At 44.9% G+C, this 19884-nt stretch carries 15 protein-coding genes; 1 reads left to right on the top strand and 14 read right to left on the bottom strand.

All coding sequences use genetic code 11. From position 1 onward, the window contains the following. Positions 1 to 468: 468 nt before the first annotated feature. Both secA and PQR79_RS14540 read right to left on the bottom strand, forming a co-directional pair. On the bottom strand, positions 469 to 3192 hold the full coding sequence (gene secA, locus PQR79_RS14535; RefSeq protein WP_238107717.1) for a preprotein translocase subunit SecA: 2724 nt from the start codon (positions 3190 to 3192) through the stop codon (positions 469 to 471). A gap of 58 nt (positions 3193 to 3250) precedes the next feature. Continuing rightward, positions 3251 to 4150 (bottom strand): M23 family metallopeptidase, encoded by a 900-nt coding sequence (locus PQR79_RS14540; protein WP_238107718.1) that lies wholly within the window; start codon positions 4148 to 4150, stop codon positions 3251 to 3253. Positions 4151 to 4177: 27 nt separating this feature from the next. Between PQR79_RS14540 and PQR79_RS14545 the strand changes: the two genes are divergently transcribed. Continuing rightward, positions 4178 to 4630, top strand: a complete 453-nt coding sequence (locus tag PQR79_RS14545) for a DUF721 domain-containing protein (RefSeq protein ID WP_238107719.1) — start codon at positions 4178 to 4180, stop codon at positions 4628 to 4630. Positions 4631 to 4633: 3 nt separating this feature from the next. On the opposite strand, the gene lpxC is transcribed toward PQR79_RS14545, so the two are convergent. The 12 genes from lpxC to PQR79_RS14605 form a co-directional block, all read right to left on the bottom strand. After that, positions 4634 to 5554: a UDP-3-O-acyl-N-acetylglucosamine deacetylase gene (gene lpxC / locus PQR79_RS14550; RefSeq protein ID WP_238107720.1), complete on the bottom strand. Its 921-nt coding sequence runs from the start codon at positions 5552 to 5554 to the stop codon at positions 4634 to 4636. Positions 5555 to 5765: 211 nt separating this feature from the next. Further along, positions 5766 to 6935, bottom strand: a complete 1170-nt coding sequence (gene ftsZ, locus PQR79_RS14555) for a cell division protein FtsZ (protein WP_188919458.1) — start codon at positions 6933 to 6935, stop codon at positions 5766 to 5768. 26 nt (positions 6936 to 6961) lie between these two features. Beyond that, complete coding sequence (gene ftsA / locus PQR79_RS14560) at positions 6962 to 8197, bottom strand: cell division protein FtsA (protein ID WP_101088499.1); 1236 nt, start codon at positions 8195 to 8197, stop codon at positions 6962 to 6964. Further along, a complete protein-coding gene (locus PQR79_RS14565) occupies positions 8194 to 8964 on the bottom strand; it encodes a cell division protein FtsQ/DivIB (RefSeq protein ID WP_238107721.1) in 771 nt (256 codons plus the stop codon). The genes ftsA and PQR79_RS14565 overlap by 4 nt, the downstream gene beginning before the upstream one ends. Positions 8965 to 9076: 112 nt before the next feature. Then, positions 9077 to 10543, bottom strand: a complete 1467-nt coding sequence (gene murC / locus PQR79_RS14570; RefSeq protein WP_238107722.1) for a UDP-N-acetylmuramate--L-alanine ligase — start codon at positions 10541 to 10543, stop codon at positions 9077 to 9079. A 1-nt stretch (position 10544) separates the two neighbouring features. Continuing rightward, positions 10545 to 11648 (bottom strand): undecaprenyldiphospho-muramoylpentapeptide beta-N-acetylglucosaminyltransferase, encoded by a 1104-nt coding sequence (gene murG, locus PQR79_RS14575; protein WP_238107723.1) that lies wholly within the window; start codon positions 11646 to 11648, stop codon positions 10545 to 10547. Further along, positions 11648 to 12862, bottom strand: coding sequence for a cell division protein FtsW (ftsW, locus tag PQR79_RS14580; protein ID WP_238107724.1), 1215 nt, complete (start codon positions 12860 to 12862; stop codon positions 11648 to 11650). Before ftsW ends, murG begins: the two co-directional genes overlap by 1 nt. Then, on the bottom strand, positions 12852 to 14174 hold the full coding sequence (gene murD / locus PQR79_RS14585) for a UDP-N-acetylmuramoyl-L-alanine--D-glutamate ligase (protein WP_238107725.1): 1323 nt from the start codon (positions 14172 to 14174) through the stop codon (positions 12852 to 12854). The genes ftsW and murD overlap by 11 nt, the downstream gene beginning before the upstream one ends. A 21-nt stretch (positions 14175 to 14195) precedes the next feature. After that, positions 14196 to 15278, bottom strand: a complete 1083-nt coding sequence (mraY, locus tag PQR79_RS14590) for a phospho-N-acetylmuramoyl-pentapeptide-transferase (protein WP_238107726.1) — start codon at positions 15276 to 15278, stop codon at positions 14196 to 14198. Continuing rightward, the gene (locus tag PQR79_RS14595) at positions 15279 to 16652 is read right to left on the bottom strand and encodes a UDP-N-acetylmuramoyl-tripeptide--D-alanyl-D-alanine ligase (protein WP_238107727.1); all 1374 of its coding nucleotides are present in this window, start codon (positions 16650 to 16652) and stop codon (positions 15279 to 15281) included. It lies immediately after the preceding gene. After that, entirely contained in the window at positions 16649 to 18142 is a 1494-nt protein-coding gene (murE, locus tag PQR79_RS14600; protein ID WP_238107728.1) for a UDP-N-acetylmuramoyl-L-alanyl-D-glutamate--2,6-diaminopimelate ligase, read from the bottom strand. Before murE ends, PQR79_RS14595 begins: the two co-directional genes overlap by 4 nt. Then, the gene (locus tag PQR79_RS14605; protein WP_238107729.1) at positions 18126 to 19874 is read right to left on the bottom strand and encodes a penicillin-binding transpeptidase domain-containing protein; all 1749 of its coding nucleotides are present in this window, start codon (positions 19872 to 19874) and stop codon (positions 18126 to 18128) included. The genes murE and PQR79_RS14605 overlap by 17 nt, the downstream gene beginning before the upstream one ends. Positions 19875 to 19884: the final 10 nt, after the last annotated feature.

The following is a 19884-nucleotide window of genomic DNA, read 5'->3' on the forward strand; positions in this document are numbered from 1 at the left end:
TTGATTGCCTACATTCCGAAGAACAAGAAGACAATTTCGAATAACTCAATACCTGTGAATGTCCACACAGATTACTTGATAAATTGTTAAAGAGCGTTGACCGTTTCAGTAGGTCAGGGCTGCGTATTTTACGCATTCCCTTTATGGCGTCAAGTGTTTTTTCAAACTTCTTTTTGCCGTTATCTTCGCTACCTCAGTAGCTTGATAACACTCACCGGTTTCTGCTTTCGCTGTCTGCCGTGTCAGTGGATGCGCATTATAGGCACCATAAGATTTAGTGCAAGCGCTTTTGTGCAAAAAAATGATCTTTTTACGATCTTTTATGCGTTTGGTTACTTAACTACACGATACTCACCATTTACCCCCAAAGTTATCCACAACGGCTTTATTTTGTTGATATTTTGTATCCTATACAAACAATAAAGGCAGCGTATACACGCTGCCTTTATTCACAATGAATTCGATAAATTAACTGAGCTTACCGTGACACTGTTTGTACTTTAGACCGGAACCACATGGGCATGGATCATTACGGCCAATTTTTTCACCATCACGAACAACTGTTTTTGGTGCTTCTGGTACTGGCTCTTCTGAACCACCAGTGAGTGATTCAGCGGCTGCATGTTGATAAGCATGTTGAATTTTAGCTTCTTCTTCACGACGGCGCTGTTCCATCTCGTCGACATCTGATTGGGCTTGCACTTGCACTTTAGACAATACGCTAATGACATCATTTTTTAATGTCTCCAACATTTGTTGGAATAATTCAAATGACTCACGCTTATACTCTTGCTTTGGATTCTTTTGCGCGTAACCACGGAGGTGGATACCTTGGCGTAAATGATCCATCGCCGCGAGATGCTCTTTCCATAGGCCGTCAAGCGTTTGAAGCATGACAGCTTTCTCAAATTGGCGTAGCACTTGTGCGCCAACCATTTGCTCTTTAGCTTGGTAAGCTTGGGTCCAGGTATCAACAATACGCTCGCGCAATGTTTCTTCGTGAAGGTCTTCTTCTTTATCTAACCATTCTTGGATGGTGAGTTTAAGATTAAACTCATTTGATAAACGTTGCTCTAAACCTGGAACATCCCACAACTCTTCTAATGATTGTGGTGGAATATATTGATCGATAACACCAGCGATAACATCTTGTTCAATGTTTTTAATGGTATCTTCGATGCTTTCTGCGTCCATTAGTTCGTTGCGTTGAGCGTAGACGACTTGACGTTGATCATTTGCCACGTCGTCATATTCTAAAAGTTGTTTACGAATATCGAAGTTACGTGCTTCTACTTTACGTTGAGCATTTTCGATAGCGCGCGATACCCATGGGTGTTCAATCGCTTCACCTTCTTCCATACCCAGCTTTTTCATCATGCCCGATACACGGTCTGATGCGAAGATACGCATTAAGCTATCTTCCATAGATAAGTAGAATCGTGATGAACCTGCATCACCTTGACGACCAGCTCGACCACGTAACTGATTATCGATACGGCGAGATTCGTGACGCTCTGTACCTAAGATGTGTAAACCGCCGGCTTCGAGAACTTTATCATGCTGAATTTTCCAGTCACTGCGAATTTTGGCAATTTGTTCGTCAGTTGGATTTACAAGGTTTTCGATTTCTACCTTCCAGTTACCACCTAAAACGATGTCTGTACCACGACCAGCCATGTTTGTTGCAATAGTCACAGCGCCAATCCGACCTGCTTGGGCAACAATTTCAGCTTCTTTTTCGTGGAACTTAGCATTCAATACGCTATGAGGTATTTTTGCTTTTTTAAGTAAGCTGGCTAAAAGCTCGGATTGTTCAATAGATACAGTACCAACAAGAACTGGCTGACCGCGCTCTCGACAGCCTTCGATGTCTTTAATGATTGCAGCGTATTTTTCTGGCGCCGTTAGATAGACCAAATCAGCCATGTCATTACGAACCATCGGGCGGTTTGTTGGTACCACTACAGTATCTAAACCGTAGATGTGCTGAAATTCGAATGCTTCTGTATCCGCTGTACCAGTCATACCAGCCAGCTTTTCATACTGACGGAAGTAGTTCTGGAAGGTAATAGAGGCGAGTGTTTGGTTTTCATTTTGGATTTTAACACCTTCTTTAGCTTCAACAGCTTGGTGTAATCCTTCAGACCATCGACGACCAGGCATGGTACGGCCTGTATGTTCATCAACGATGATGACTTCATCGTCTTGTACAATATAGTCGACATCTTTTTCAAATAAAGTGTGCGCACGTAATGCCGCATTAACATGGTGAAGTAACGAAATGTTAGTTGCTGAATACAGTGAATCACCTTCGGCAAGCATGCCTTTTTCGATTAGCAGTAATTCGACTTTTTCTTGACCACGCTCAGTTAAATGAACTTGCTTGCCTTTTTCATCGATGCTGTAGTCGCCATCACCAATTTCATCTTCAGTGTCTTCTTTATCTTGGCGAATTAGGCTTGGGATTAACAGGTTAATTTTAGTGTAGAGCTCAGAACTATCTTCAGCCGCGCCAGAAATAATTAATGGTGTACGCGCTTCGTCGATTAAAATTGAATCGACTTCATCAATCAGTGCGTAGTGCAGTGGGCGCTGCACACGTTCTTGCGGTGAAAAAGCCATGTTATCGCGAAGATAATCGAAGCCAAATTCGTTGTTAGTACCGTAAGTAATATCTGAATTATAAGCTTCTTTCTTTTCAAACTGGCCAAGGCCGGCTACGTTGATACCAACCGTTAGACCTAAGAACTCAAATAATGGGCGGTTGTTTTCAGCATCACGACGCGCTAAGTAGTCATTGACGGTAATGATGTGTACACCCTTACCAGTTAATCCGTTAAGGTATGCTGGCAATGTTGCGGTTAACGTTTTACCTTCACCGGTTCTCATTTCAGCAATGCGGTTACTGTCTAATACCATACCGCCGAGTAACTGTACGTCAAAGTGGCGCATTTCAAATACACGCTTTGATGCTTCACGAACGACAGCAAAGGCTTCTGCCATGATGTCATCAAGCGTTTCACCGCCGTCAAGACGCTTACGAAACTCATCGGTTTTGGCTTTCAATTCGTCATTAGATAACTTTTCATAATCAGCTTCTAATGCATTAATTTGGTTTACAATTTTTCCGAGACTTTTCAGGGTACGGTCGTTGCGACTTCCGAATACTTTTGTCAGTAGTTTGCCTAACATCTTAATCACTTATCTGTTGTAGGTTTGGCTCATTTGAGCGCATTAACCGTTAATATTATTAACTTGCTTTGCGGTAGACGTACTTTTGTGGATCGACTTGCTGTTTACCGCGCAACACTTCGTAATGCACATGGGGGCCGGTTGAACGGCCTGTGCTTCCCATACTGGCAATTTTATCGCCTTTGGCAACGACGTCACCTACGTTTACTGACAGAGATTTATTATGACCATAACGAGTACGAAGACCATTTCCATGATCAATTTCGACTAACTCACCATATCCAAACATGCTTCCTGACCATGTTACTACGCCTGCTGCAGTCGCAATAACATCTGCCCCTTCTTTACCGGCAAAATCAATACCTTTGTGCATTGTTCGACGGCCATTAAAAGGGTCATTTCGTAAACCATAGGGCGAAGATAACCAACCTTTGTCGATTGGTCGCCCTGATATATAACGCTCTTCATCTATATGGAGATTAGATGACACTGTTTCAAGTAGTGTTAGCTGAACATTATTATTATCAATTCTGAATGCCAGCTTATTCATTTCGTCCATAAGCTGACTTAATTCGACGCCATTACCCATTTCACTTAACCCACCAATGCCCACTTCTGCAGAGAAGTCGAATTGATCATCAAGAAGGTTGTTTTGTGCTACTTGTTGGCCTAGGGCTTCAAGTCGGGTAATTTTGGCTTGCATTTTCGCCACGTGAGCAACAAGAGTTGCTAACTGGGTTTCGGTGGCATTTTTGAGTTTTAACACTTGCTGCTTTTGCTGTTCACGTAATTGTTTATTTTCGTCAACTTTAGCCTGTTGGCTGGCAAATCGCTCTGTGTTGTATTGATATATTCCTGTGCCTGTAGCCATTAGAATAATAGGTAAGAGTAACCAACGCTTGCTGGGTTGCCAACGTGTTACACCATTTCGACCTTGGATAAAAACTGTTACACTCATAGCCTAATTCAGCCATCTTATTATCATATGAAAAAGCCCCCTCAAGATCTCAGCAATTTAGTTCATGTGTCAGGGCGACTGCCTGAACTTGCCGAGAAAGCAGAACTATTAAATAGTCTGAATCAATATGTAAAACAGACATTAACTGGTCCTGTGGCTGAGCAGCTTAAAGTTGCTAATCTCCGCCAGGGTGTTCTTGTAATTGAAACCACTTCAGCGGCATGGGCCGCGAGAATTAATTTCCAAAAGCAGAAGCTATTACTACAGCTTCAAGTTGACACGCTTCCGATGCTTACCGCTATTGAGGTAAAAGTCAATCCTAGACTTGCCTTAGCGAGACCAAAACCCACAACTAATCAAAATGCAATCAGTTCAACTGCGGCACAACATATTGAAGCATTAGCGGAGCATGTCGATGGTACGCTAGGTGAAAAACTAAAACGGCTGGCTGCATTAGCCAGCCGTAATAGGCAATCTTAACGGTTAAGCGTGCGCCAGCGCACCCGGAACCATGAAGCTGACGGGAACATCAGCCTCTTTATCAAAGCTGACTAGTTCCCATGCATCTTGCTGGGCAAGTAACGCTCTAACAAGTTGATTGTTAAGTGCATGACCGGTTTTGAATGCCGTAAACTCGCCCACAATCGCATGACCTGCAACGTACAAGTCACCAAATGCGTCGAGAATTTTATGCTTAACGAATTCGTCTTCATAACGCAGACCATCAGGGTTTAATACACGATATTCGTCAAGTACAACGGCATTTTCCATGCTGCCACCTAATGCAAGGTTATTTGCACGTAGGTATTCAATATCACGCATAAAACCAAATGTTCTGGCACGACTAATGTCTTTTACAAACGCTGAAGTCGAAAAATCCATAATCATGTGTTGTTGACTGCGGGCAATTTCAGGGTGAGCAAAGTCAATTTTAAAATTAACTCTAAAACCTTTAAAAGGCGTTAGCTCTGCCCATTTATCGCCATCTTCAACACGCACAGGCTTAGTGATTTTAAGGTATTTTTTCGGTGCCGTTTGTTCTTTGATCCCTGCACTTTGCAGTAAGAACACAAACGGGCTTGCACTGCCATCCATAATCGGGATTTCTGGTGCATCGACTTCGATAATAGCATTATCGATACCTAAGCCGGCAAGTGCTGCAAACAAATGCTCAATCGTTGAAATTCTAATACCAGCATCGTTGACTAAGGCTGTACACATGGTTGTTTCACGCACCATATCCGCCTTGGCTGGAATCGACACAGCGGGGCTAAGATCGGTACGTTTAAGTACAATCCCTGTATTTACTGGTGCGGGCATAATGCATAGAGTCACTTTGTTGCCAGAATGCAATCCGACACCAGTGCTCTTCACCATTTTTTGAACAGTTCTTTGAAAAATCATTCAGTAACCCGTAAATATCAATATTAAACAAATAGTTGCAAAAATAGCCTGAGACTATCATGCAGATCTGGTATGACATGCTATCATAAGTTTGGATTTTCACAAAAAAATCACTCACTCAGTAGCAAAATCGTGAACCGACCTACAAAATAATCTTTTTCACAACAGCGTACTCATTAATCACGCGAAAACATCACGTTTTATCCGAGTTTTAGTCAGCCTGCTTACGCAAGAATGCTGGAATATCAAGATAGTCAGCATCTGGGCGTTGAGTAGGTTGTGGCTGTGGAACCGCATTGCCTTTTGGTGCCGCTGTATAGCTAGTTTGAGGAGCAACCTCTTCAACTGGCTCTGGGCGAGGCTCAATGGCAACAGGCTCTGGACGCGCAACTGGCTTAGAAACCAATTGAATGTCTGGCTTTTTCTCTGCGCCAATACCTGTAGCAACCACTGTTACGCGTAACTCTTCGCTCATTTCAGGATCGATGACCGCACCAACAACCACTGTCGCGTTGTCTGACGCATAAGCTTTAACATGGTTACCCACGGTTTCAAGCTCTTCGATACTGATGTCCATACCGGCGGTGATGTTAACTAACACGCCGCGCGCACCAGCTAAATCAATATCTTCAAGTAATGGACTGGCAACCGCTGCTTCTGCAGCTTCTTCTGCACGGTCGTCACCTGTTGCCACACCGGTACCCATCATGGCATTGCCCATTTCTGACATTACCGTTTTAACGTCGGCGAAATCGACGTTAATTAAGCCTGGACGAGTAATAAGCTCAGCAATACCTTGAACCGCACCAAGAAGTACGTTGTTAGCAGCAGCAAATGCATCAAGTAATGATGTGCCACGGCCAAGTACTTTTAGCAGCTTTTCATTGGGGATAGTAATTAACGAATCCACATGCTTAGCTAACTCTGCAATCCCTAGCTCAGCGTATGCCATACGCTTTTTGCCTTCAAATGGGAACGGTTTGGTCACAACAGCAACAGTTAAGATACCTTCTTCGCGTGCAATTTCTGCAACGACAGGTGCAGCACCAGTACCGGTACCACCACCCATACCGGCTGCGATAAAGATCATGTCAGATCCTTTAATCGCTGCGCGAATGTTTTCACGATCTTCTTCAGCAGCCTGGCGCCCCACATCAGGGTTTGCGCCAGCCCCAAGACCTTTGGTTACATCACGACCAAGCTGGATTGTTGAACCCGCGCTTGATTTACGTAATGCTTGGGCATCTGTATTTGTGACGATAAATTCAACACCTTCGATGCTGTGTTTTACCATATGTTCGACGGCGTTTCCGCCACCACCACCGACGCCGATGACCTTAATCACCGCTTCGTCTGAATGAGTGTCCATGATCTCAAACATTGTCTGATCTCCGTATGTCTGCGTTATTAAAATTCACCCTTAAACCAACTTTTTACCCGATTCAAAAAGCTGGTAACCCCTTGACGCTCAGGTCGCTCAAACTGACGTTCGATAACTCGCCTTGCGCCATAATGAAGCAAGCCTATTCCTGTTGAGTAAATAGGTTGATCCACATATTCGTATAACCCTTTTACAGGCAATGGTGATGCCACACGAACTGGCATACCAAATGTTGCCTCGGCAATGTCAACTGCACCTGATATTGAGGACGTGCCTCCGGTGAGTACTATGCCTGCTGCAATTTGATCTTCTAACCCACTGTCTTGCAGCTGCTTGAGCACAAGCTCAAACAATTCTTGGTATCTTGGCTCTACAACTTCAGCCAATGTATGCCTGGACATACTACGCGAAGGACGACCGCCCACTGACGGAACTTCAATGCTGTCTTCGCGGCTCACCGTTGAACTTCTTGCGCTGGCAAATTGCACTTTAATTTGCTCAGCATGTGTTAACGGTGTTCTGAATATTTTGGCGATGTCGCTGGTGACTTGATTACCCGCTACTGGGATAACCGCACAGTGACGAAGTGCGCCGTTGGTGTATACAGCAATATCGGTTGTTCCACCACCAATATCGACGATACATACCCCTAAATCTTTTTCGTCGTTGGTCAAGACAGAGTCGGCCGACGCAATACCAGAAAACACTAAGTCGTCGACTTTTAAACCACAACGTTCAACACTTTTGGTGATGTTCTTTGCCATGTCGTTTGCACAGGTCACGATGTGCGCTTTGGCTTCCATGCGCATACCTGACATACCGATTGGGCTTTTAATGCCATCTTGCACGTCAATTGAATACTCTTGCGGTAACACATGTAAAATACGACGTTCTGTTGGTATTTTTACCGAACGTGCAGTGTGGATAACATTGTCGACGTCTTCTTGTGTCACTTCTTCGTCATTAATCGACACCATGCCATTTTCGTTTTGGCAAGCAATGTGTTTACCTGAAATACTTAAGTACACTGACGATACTTGGCAATCTGCCATTAACTCAGCTTGGTCTAATGCGCGCTGTACACTGCGTACAATCGAGTCAAGATCGTTAACACCGCCTTTGTCCATTCCGCGTGAGGGATGGTTACCTAAACCAATGACACTAATCTCACCATCAGGTAATACTTCACCAATGATCACTGCGACCTTGGATGTCCCTATATCTAGCCCCACGATGAGGTTTCTTTCCTGATTCTTGGTCATTTATTGTCGGCTCTCTGTTTTGGATCATCCCAGCCTACTGCAAACCCGGTATCGTATCGTAAATCAACGGTTGCAACTGGTTTATTACTTTGCTTCAAAGTAGGATACACATTAATAAATCTTTGTATCCGTGACATTTTATCTTCTCGCCCTAGTTCAATCTCTATCCCGTTAGCTAAAACAGCATGCCAAGCGTGACGCGGACTTAATCGTAAATTGACCAAGGTAAAACCATTAATTGTGAGCAAATCATTTAACTGTTGAAAACTGGTTAACACTTCTTGCTCTGTGCCTTCTGGGCCAGATAACATAGGCAAAGTTGCATGCTCTGCATGGGCAAGCGCTTCAAATACTTCACCATTTACATTTAACCAAGCCGTATTATTCCAATGTGCTACGGCTTGTTGTTCTTGCAGTGTTACCTTGAACTTAGCCGGCCATTCGCGCCTTACAGAAGCATGATAAACCCACGGCAATGCCTCTAATGCTTTTTGTACATCAACAACATCTGCGCTAAAAAAGCTGTTTTGCATTAACGATTGCAGCGCATTTTTAATCTCGTCATCGGTGGTGTAAACACGCTCACCTTTCAGTGCGACCGCCTCAATAGGTAAGGCATCTGCGTCATTGAGCAGGTTATGAAGTTGTACACCACCCCAAGCTACTGTGCCGAGCACACTCAACAAAAACAGTACGCCAGTGCAAAAATACCAATTTACACGGGCTAGATTATGTTTTAGTTGGCGCCCTTTATCGCTCCACGACACCTTAGTTCCGCCTCTGACGTTGTTCCGGGGGTTGCCCCAAAAGATCGGCCATTATATCGACCAATCCTTGAGGATTAAAGCTCGATTTTTAAACGCAATAATTGACGATAAATCAATCATTTCCTTGTTCTTCTTGTTGCACTTTAAAACCTAGCTCGCTGATAGCTAACTCTTTCGACAATGCCCCAATATTGCCTGCGCCTTGGGTTAAAAATAAATCCCCTTGTTGCAATACATCTGGTAACACGGCAGCAAGTTGATCAGGACTAGCCACAAAAATAGGATCTATCTGACCGCGTAAGCGAATTGAGCGACATAATGCCCGCCCATCGGCGCCAGGAATTGCAGCTTCACCCGCTGCGTAAACATCAAGTAGCAGTAAGCAATCGACTTGCGATAACACATCGACAAAGTCTTCATATAAATCACGGGTACGACTGTAACGATGCGGCTGGTAAGCCATGACTAAGCGCTTATCTGGCCAACCTGCACGTGCAGCTTTAATCGTTGCTAACACTTCACTTGGGTGATGACCATAATCGTCGACCAACATGACATTACCGTTAGGGGTGGCAAACTCACCTAAATGCTGGAAGCGACGGCCAATGCCTTCAAACTCAGCTAATGCTTGTACAATTGCCTCATCGTCAATATCGTCTTCGCTGGCTACAGCAATTGCTGCTAACGCATTAAGTACGTTATGCTGCCCGGGTAAATTAAGCACAATGTCTAAATCTTCTTTAGCATGGCGTTTAACCGTAAAACTTGACTGATGTCCGTTTTGAGCAAAATTAATCGCCTGTACATCGGCATCGTCACTAAAACCATAGGTCACGACTTGGCGACCAATACGCGGCATGATCTCACGGATCACCTCGTCGTCGATGCACATCACAGCGACACCATAAAACGGCAAATTATGTAAAAAATCGACAAAGGTCGTTTTTAACTTTTCAAAATCACCACCGTAAGTATCCATATGGTCGGCTTCAATATTGGTGATCACACTGACCATGGGTTGCAAATGCAAAAAGCTAGCATCGCTTTCGTCCGCCTCGGCAATCAAATAACGGCTAGTGCCCAAACGCGCATTGGTGCCAGCGCTGTTTAACAGCCCACCGATAACAAATGTCGGGTCGCGCTCTGCTTGACCATACACACTGGCAATTAAACTGGTGGTGGTGGTTTTACCGTGAGTACCAGCAATCGCCACACCATGACGATAACGCATCAGTTCTGCCAACATTTCAGCCCGGCGAACAATGGGAATGCGTAATTCTTTGGCGGCTATAATCTCAGGGTTTTGCGGGTTGATCGCAGTAGACACCACCACAACATCAACATTTTCAACGCTCTGGGCCTGATGACCTATAATAATCTTGGCGCCTAAACGCTGCAGACGTTCTGTTACACTGTTGACAGCAATGTCAGAACCACTAATTTGATAGCCTTCATTAACTAATACTTCGGCAATACCACCCATGCCGGCACCACCTATGCCAACAAAGTGAATGCGCTTGATCCGTCTCATTTCTGGGATCATGCTACGAAGCTGTGCGTATCTTTCTGTCTTTGTCATTTCAACCCTTTGTTGCTACTAAGGCGCAAATATCTGCTACTCGTTGAGTGGCATCTAACACTGCAACGCCTCTGGCTTTACGGCCCATTTGGGCGAGTTCTTCTCTATGTTCAGCAAACAACTGTAATTTCTCTGCTAAGTTATCTGCATTTAAAATCGTTTGTGGTAATAAAAAGCCAGCACCAGCATCAACTAATACCGACGCATTGACGGTTTGGTGGTCATCAACGGCATGCGGGTATGGCACCAAAATACTTGGAAGCCCAACCGCTGCCAGTTCAGACACGGTTAACGCTCCAGAACGACAAACCACCACATCAGTCCAGCGGTAAGCCGCCTCCATGTCATCAATAAACTCAGCCACATTAACTGTGTCTAACTGGCCTAACTGCTGATAACTGGCTTTTACAGCGGCGTGATTGTTTTTACCCACCTGATGCCACACAGTAATCGAATGCTGCTTGCTTAACTGTGCAACAACCGCTGGCATCACATCATTAAGCACTTTGGCACCTAAACTACCGCCTACAACTAAAATTCTTAACGCATCGACTTGTGCAGTTTTAGTTTGTTCGCCTAATACGATAAGCTCTTGGCGAATAGGATTACCCACCACTTCCACATTAGCGACTTCACTGCCAAAGGTATTCGGAAATGCACACAACACCTTTTTGGCGATTTTAGACAACAATTTATTGGTCATTCCAGGGATGGCATTCTGCTCATGCAACACCACTGGTACTCCAGACAACTTACCCGCTACGCCACCTGGGCCGCTGGCAAAGCCGCCCATGCCTAAAATAACATTGGGCTTAAAATCATTAATCACTGCTTTGGCTTGAATAATCGAACGTATGATTTTAAACGGCGCCGCTAATTTACGGATTAATCCATTACCGCGAACGCCTTTAATATCGATAAATTCAATATCAAAGCCATGTTGAGGCACTAAACGCGCCTCCATCCGATCGGCAGTACCCAACCAACGTACCTGCCAGCCTTTTTCAGCTAAATGCTTTGCCACTGCCAAAGCAGGAAATACATGCCCACCCGTACCGCCTGCCATCACTAAAATGCGTGGAGAACGACTTACATTGCTATTCATTAACTTGTTCTCCCTTGCACAGCCTGCACCAGACTCAGTCGGCGTTCGTAATCAATTCGAACCAGTAGCATTACTGCTGCGGTCATCACCCATAAACTACTGCCACCGTAACTAATAAACGGTAACGTAAGGCCTTTAGTAGGCAACATCCCAATACTGGCTCCCACATTAACCACGGTTTGGAAACACACCCAAATACCCACTCCGTATGCGACATAACTTTCAAATGGTCGTTGCATCTTTAAACATAAATTGCCTAGCCTAATGGCCCGAATAGCGACAAAAAACAATGCAAGTAACACCATAATGATGCCAACAAAACCGAGCTCTTCACCGATAACCGCAAAAATAAAGTCGGTGTGTGCCTCGGGTAAATACGCTAACTTCTGAATACTGTTACCGAGTCCTTGGCCAAACCAATCACCGCGGCCGTATGCCATTAATGATTGCGTTAACTGGTAGCCACTTCCAAATGGATCTTCCCATGGGTCCATAAACGAAGTGACGCGTCGCATACGGTAAGGTTCAAACAACACCAGTAGTATAAACGTCACCACCCCTAGCAGGATGAGTGCCATAAAGTCGATGATTCTAGCACCAGCCAAAAACAATAAACTGACCGTACACACAAACAACACCACCACGGTACCCAAGTCTGGCTGCAACAAAATCAGTAATGCAAACAAACCGTATACACAAATGGGTTTAATAAAACCTTTACGGTTTTCACGTAATTCACCATGGCGGCGAACCAAATATCCCGCCATGTATACAATAAATACAAACTTAGCCATTTCGGCTACTTGGATACGTACCGGTCCGATGGACAACCAACGCTTTGCTCCATTGACCGAGGTGCCAATGAACAGCACGGCAATCAGTAAAACCAATACCCCAAGCATTAACATACCGCTGTTTTTTTCCCAGTAACTGACATCAAACTTCAGCACCACAAATGCAATAACAATACAGCCGACTAAGTAAAATATATGGCGATACATAAAATGAAACGGATCGCCGGTTAGTTTGGTGGCCTCAGGCATTGACGCCGACATCACCATCACAAACCCAAAACACATCAATCCAACAATAGCGACTAAAAAACTACGATCATACAGCTGCATTCCTGGGGCGCTGTCATCAGACAACAATGACGGTAAAGCCCAATTTATGCCTTGCTTAAACAAGCTCAGTTGCTGCTCATTACTCGCCATCGGCTAACAACTCCACGCATTGTCTAAAGTCGTCACCACGAGCCATAAAGTTTTTGTACATGTCTAAACTGGCGCAGGCAGGGGACAACAATACAATATCTCCCGACGACGCAAGCTCTGCCGCTTTTGCCACAGCTTCTGCCATGCTAGTGACCTGAATAGAGTCCGCTTTTAATTTGGCAATTTTAGGGCCATCACGACCTAGAGTGATCAACTGCGTAATGTTGGCCAAAGGCTCAGTAAGCGGGCTAAAATCACTGCCTTTACCATCGCCGCCTGCAATTAAATACAAATCACCAAGGTGTGAACTTAGCCCTTCAAGCGCAGCAACCGTTGCGCCGACATTGGTCGCTTTAGAGTCATTGATATAAGACACGCCTTGCTTTACACCTATAAGCTCACAACGATGGCTTAACCCCACAAAATGGGTAGCCACTTCAACCATCGACTCTTTATCAACGCCACAGGCATAGGCTAGCGCCATTGCCGCAAGTAAGTTAGCGTGGTTATGGCTACCAATGAGTGTCACTTCATTTAAATTAACGATTTCACTGTCACCGTGGAAAATCTTACCGTCACTTAAGCCCCATGCATCACCTTCTGGAACGCCTAAACAAAAGTGATTTTGGTTCATCGGTTCCAGCGGATACGTTAACTCGTCATCAAGGTTGTACATCACAAAGCGACTTTGTGGATACAAACGTAATTTGGCTTCACGGTATGAGTTTAAATCGCTGTAGCGGTCCATGTGGTCTTCACTAATGTTTAGACAGGTTGCTGCAATACAATTTAATGAATGTGTGGTTTCAAGTTGGAAACTCGACAACTCAAGCACATAAAAATCTGCATTTTGCTCGAGCAAATCTAATGCCGGCGTACCGATATTGCCACCAATAGCGACTGACAAACCGGCTTTTTGGAGCATTTCGTAAACCAGTGTGGTCACCGTCGATTTACCGTTTGACCCAGTAATACCAACAACACAAGGTTTGCGATCGGCAATTTCACGGGCAAATAACTCCACATCGCCAATGACCTCAATCCCCATGTCTAGTGCTGCGCGCACTTCTGGTGTATCAATCGGCACACCTGGACTAATAATAATTTGGCTCGCTTGCACTAAATAACGGCAATCAAATCCACCGGCAATTAATTCAATATCAGCAAACTCTTGGGCCAGCGTTTCTGCTCCCGGAGGATTGCGACGGCTGTCCATCACCAAAGGTTTAATGCCTTTAGTTGCTAAAAAACGCACGACTGAAAGCCCAGTAGCTCCCAAGCCTAAAACGATGTGCGTGTAACGAGTATGCATAATATCTACCTTAATAATTGCTTAGCGTAGTTTTAGCGTCGCAAGACCCAATAACACTAAAAACAATGAGATAATCCAAAAACGAACAATAACGCGCGGTTCTGGCCATCCTTTTAACTCATAATGGTGGTGAATTGGCGCCATACGGAAAATACGCTGCCCACGTAACTTGTATGAACCTACCTGTAAGATCACTGACACGGTTTCCATCACAAATACGCCACCCATAATGACGAGCAAAATCTCTTGGCGAACTAAAATAGCAATAACACCCAATGCTGCCCCTAATGCCAATGAGCCTACATCGCCCATAAACACTTGTGCAGGGTAAGTGTTAAACCATAAAAAGCCCAAACCAGCACCGACCATTGCAGTACACACAATCACCAGTTCACCCGCTAACGGTAAATGGGGTAAATGTAAATAACTGGCAAATTGAGCATGGCCAGACAAATAAGCAATTAATGCAAACGCCGCAGCCACCATCACGGTCGGCATAATCGCCAAACCATCTAAACCATCAGTTAAATTCACCGCATTACTGGCTCCGACAATGGTGAAATAAGCCAGTAAAATAAACATAAAGCCCAGTTGCGGCATGACATCTTTAAAGAATGGCACCACCAACTGAGTCTCTCCGCCCATGGTTGAAGAGCTGTATAAAAACACCGCGACAACAATTGCAGCAATAGATTGCAACGCATATTTCCAACGAGCAATGAGCCCTTTAGAGTCTTTTTTAACCACTTTGCGGTAGTCATCAATAAAGCCAATCGCGCCAAAACTGCCTAAAACAAATAAGGTTACCAACACATAACGATTAGCCAAATCCCCCCACAGCAGCACACTGATAAAAATACCTGCTAGGATTAAAATGCCACCCATTGTCGGCGTGCCACGCTTACTAAAATGTGATTCTGGACCGTCATCACGCACAACCTGACCAATTTGGAGCATTTGTAGACGCTTAATTAAAATCGGGCCCCACCACAAACTAAACACTAATGCAGTTAACAAGCCCAAAATAGCCCGGAACGTTACATACGAAAAAACGTTAAACCCGCTATAAAACTGGGTTAAATACTCGGCTAGATAAACCAGCATCTACACTAACTCCCCACGCCCAAAGGCATTCAATAAACTGTCGACAACTCGCTCCATAGCGGCGCTGCGAGAACCTTTAACTAAAATAGTGACCTTACCTTCAACCTCTTTTAGGTGTTGTTGTAATGCCATAATTAATGTGTCTTGTGCTGAAAAATGCTCGCTACCAAATGCCTCGCTGGTATGGGCCGAGAGCCGGCCGCAACAAAATAATGATTCAATTGCTGCATTTTTCGCCTGCAATCCAACGCTGGCGTGCAAAGGGGCAGCATTGTCGCCTAATTCCCCTAAATCTCCCAGCACTAAACAACGATAATCATCACGTTGTTGCAACCAATTGATCGCCGCACTAACAGAAGTGGGATTTGCATTGTAACTGTCGTCAATTAACAGTATCCGTCCAAGCTCATACGGTTGCATTCGCCCTTTAACAGGTTGGAGTAACGCAAAACCTTGAGCAATAACATTAAGCGGGATATTTAACGCAATACATATCGATGCTGCCGCTAATGCATTACTCACTTGATGCAAGCCGGCAAGCGGTAATTGCACTTCAGTTTGTTGGGCGCCATACGTTAAGGTAAATCGACAACAGCCATTCGCATCCGCTTCAATCGCGCTCGCCTTTACTTCTGCAGCGGTGTCTATTTGGCGGGAAAAACGTAATTGCTTGTGCCCTTTTGAGCGTTGCAACATAAACTCAGCATATTGATCATCTGCATTAATAATTGCGGTGCCGTCTGTGGCTAAATGATTAAAAATTTCTGATTTTGCTTGCGCAACGCCATCTAACGAGCCAAAGCCCTCAAGATGAGCACTGCCAATATTATTCACTAGCGCCACTTTTGGTTGCACTAATGATGAGGTGTAATCGATTTCACCACGGTGGTTGGCACCGAGTTCAAACACGCCGTATTCATCACCTTGAGTTAACCGTAATAAGGTTAACGGTACGCCAATTTCATTATTAAAGTTACCGGCAGTAAATAACACCTTGTGTTGTTGCGATAAAATGGTGGCAACCATTTCTTTCACGCTGGTTTTACCGTTTGATCCCGTCAAGGCGACACTAATGGGCTGAACATTTTGACGCACAAGCACGCCAATGTTGCCCATAGCTTTTTGAGTATTTGTCACCACAATTTGCGCAACATCAAAAGGTAAAACATGATCGACAAGTAAGGCCACCGCGCCATTATCAACCGCCGTTTTAGCAAAATCATGGCCATCAAAGCGCTCACCTTTTAACGCAACAAATAAGCACTTTATGTCTATTTTACGGCTATCGGTACTCACTGCTGAAATAGCTTGGTCGTTACCGTGCAACTGACCTTGTAAGTGCTCAGCGAGTTGAGCAAGCGATAAGCTAATCATAATGCGTCCTTAGACAAAGCAAGTGCTAAAGCACGTTCATCATAATCGATACGTTTGCCTGCGACTTCTTGATAGGTTTCATGACCTTTGCCGGCAAGTAAAACAATGTCATCTGGTTTGGCTAATGTGGCAACTTCAGTAATGGCTTCAATACGGTCAACATGGGTCAGCACATTTGCAGGCTGACTAATGCCTTGTAAAATATCATCGATAATGGTCTGTGGATCTTCGCTACGCGCATTGTCGCTAGTGATCATCACCTTGTCTGCAAACGCCTCCGCAGCCTGTGCCATTAATGGACGCTTACCTTTATCGCGATCACCGCCGCAACCAAATACGCACCATAAGGTTCCTTTGCAATGCACTCGCAATGCTTTTAGCGCTTGCTCAATAGCATCTGGTGTATGAGCATAATCAACCACGAGCGTGGCTTTGTTTGGTGCAGAAAAGCGCTCCATTCGCCCTGCAACAGGCACGAGCTGTGGCACTACTGTTAATATGGTGTCCATTGCAACGCCTTGTAGATACAGTGCAGCGATGGCAGCCACTAAATTTGACAAATTAAACGCACCAAGCAAGGGGGATTCGATTTTTGTAGATAAACAGGTTTGCCCATTGATTGCCGGATAATGCAAAGTAGCACGCACTCCTGCATCGTGATATTGCACATCGGTACAATGAAAATGGGCACTGGTATCGCCTTGAGTACTGAACGATTTAATTGGGTGACACGCTAACTCAGCAAACCATTTCGCACCGGTTGCATCGTCGATGTTGATCAGACCATGTTTTAAAGTCGGAAAATGAAACAAGCGTTTCTTTGCTGCCGCGTAGGCGTCCATGTCACCATGGTAATCAAGATGATCACGGCTCAAATTAGTAAATATTGCCGTCGAAAATGGTGCGGCTTCGACTCGACCTTGTACTAAGCCATGGCTCGATACCTCCATGGCACACACATCGACCCCTTGGGCATTGAATGACGCGAGCTGGCGCATCACCGTGATAGCATCGGCTGTCGTATTACCACTGTCGACCAATTCCCCCCAAACACCGTTACCTAAGGTGCCCATAACGGCAGCTTGGTGCCCAAGTAAATGTACAATTTGCGCGATAATCTGACTGACCGAGGTTTTACCATTTGTGCCAGTAATACCAATTAATGCCAGTGAGTGAGTATGAGTTGAGAAAAACTGTGCTGCAACGGCAGATAACTGGCGTCCGAGTTGGAAAAAATACACCAAGGGCACTGAGTATTGCTGAACATCAACAACACCATGCTGCTCAGGGTTATCGGTATGAATTAATATTGCTGTCGCGCCCGCGTCAATGGCTTGCGCAATATACTGGCGACCATCCACTTTATGGCCCGGTAGCGCTACAAATAAATCGCCCTTGCTAACACTGCGGCTATCAAGGGTTAAATCGTTTATCGACTCTGCCCCAGCGTAATGAAACCAGGGCGCTAGAAGATCATTTAATAACATCATGCTGCGCTCCTTGCGCAGTGGCTAAATGGATAGCCTCTCGCTCTGAAATTGGCTCTACATTCAGCATTTGCAATGCCCCAGACATAATTTTGGCAAATGCAGGACCCGCAACGTCACCGCCGTAATACTTGTCGCCTTTAGGTTCGTTAATCACCACCGAAATCGCTAAACGGGGATTATGAACCGGCGCAACACCGGCAAACAATCCGACATAATCATCACCATACCCACCGGCTACAGCCTTACGACTGGTACCGGTTTTACCCGCTACGGGATAACCGTCAATATGGGCCTTTCTGGCAGTGCCACCCGTTTCAGTAACGCCTACTAACATTTGCATTACATCTTTGGCAACTTGTGTGGAAATCACTTGTTCGCCTTTAGGGGCTTGTTTCAGTTTTAAAATCGACACTGGGTATAATATGCCACCGCTGCCGAGCGTGGCGTACATACGCGCAATTTGCAGTGGCGTGGCCGTAAAACCATAACCAAATGATAAAGTGGCGCGTTCAAAGTCAGACCAACGGTTACGGTCATGAATTAACCCCGCGCTTTCACCGGTTAAATTGATGCCAGAATAGTTACCTAATCCCATTGACTGATAAGTACCTAACAATTGCTGAACTGGCATAGATAACGCCAACTTGCTGATACCTACGTTACTTGATTTAACGAGAATTTTTGCCAGCGACATGTCGCCATAATTATTAGAGTCACGCACCTGGCGACCACCAATTCGCATCCAACCTGGCGAGGTTTGAATTAACTCATTGGATTTCACCGTGCCAGCTTCTAATGCCGCAGCAACCACAAACGGTTTTACAGTAGAGCCTGGTTCAAAAGTGTCGGTTAATGCACGATTACGCATGCGATGAGTCTGCAAGTTGTCGCGAGAATTTGGATTATAAGATGGCGTATTCGCCATTGCTAAGACTTCACCCGTGTTGACGTCTATCACCACGACTGAACCTGATGTTGCTTGATACATTTCAGTCGCACGTTTGAGTTCACGGTATGCTAACTGCTGAATACGTTGATCGATACTTAGCACTAGGTCATTTGAGCTTTCGCCTTCTTGCACCATATCTAAACGCTCTACGACACTGCCGTCGCGTGACTTACGTACTTTTTGTTTTGAGGGTGTGCCCGTAAGCCAAGTGTTGTAGGTATTTTCGATACCTTCAATCCCCACGTCATCAATATTAGTAATACCAATAAGTTGAGCAGCAATTTCACCCGCGGGATAGTAACGGCGAGATTCAGATTTAAGGTAAATGCCGCCAATTTTAAGCTGCTCAATATAATCTGCTACGGCAGGAGTCACTTGACGCTTTAAATACACAAAACGCTTTTTAGGGTTACCTTTTACTTTACGAACAAGCTCATCTACAGGCTCTTGTAAAACATCAGCAAGCGCTTGCCAACGACGCATATCTTTAAATGCATCTTGATCAAATGCATGTTTAGGGTCGGCCCACACCGCACGAACTGGCACACTCACCGCGAGCATGTCGCCGTTACGGTCGGTAATTAAACCACGCTGCACCTGATTACTGGTGGTGCGTAAGGTGCGCATATCGCTTTCGTGACGCAGTTTGTCAGGCTCAATAATTTGAATATAGGCTGCGCGAGCAATTAAGCTGCAAAATAATAACAAAACGAAGCCAACCACAACGTATAAACGCCATGGTATAAGTTCGTGATTCAGTTTTCGTTTTGCTTGTCTAGCCATAGTCCCTATG

Origin of the sequence: Shewanella metallivivens (assembly GCF_028750675.1) — a bacterium.
GTDB lineage: Bacteria > Pseudomonadota > Gammaproteobacteria > Enterobacterales > Shewanellaceae > Shewanella > Shewanella metallivivens.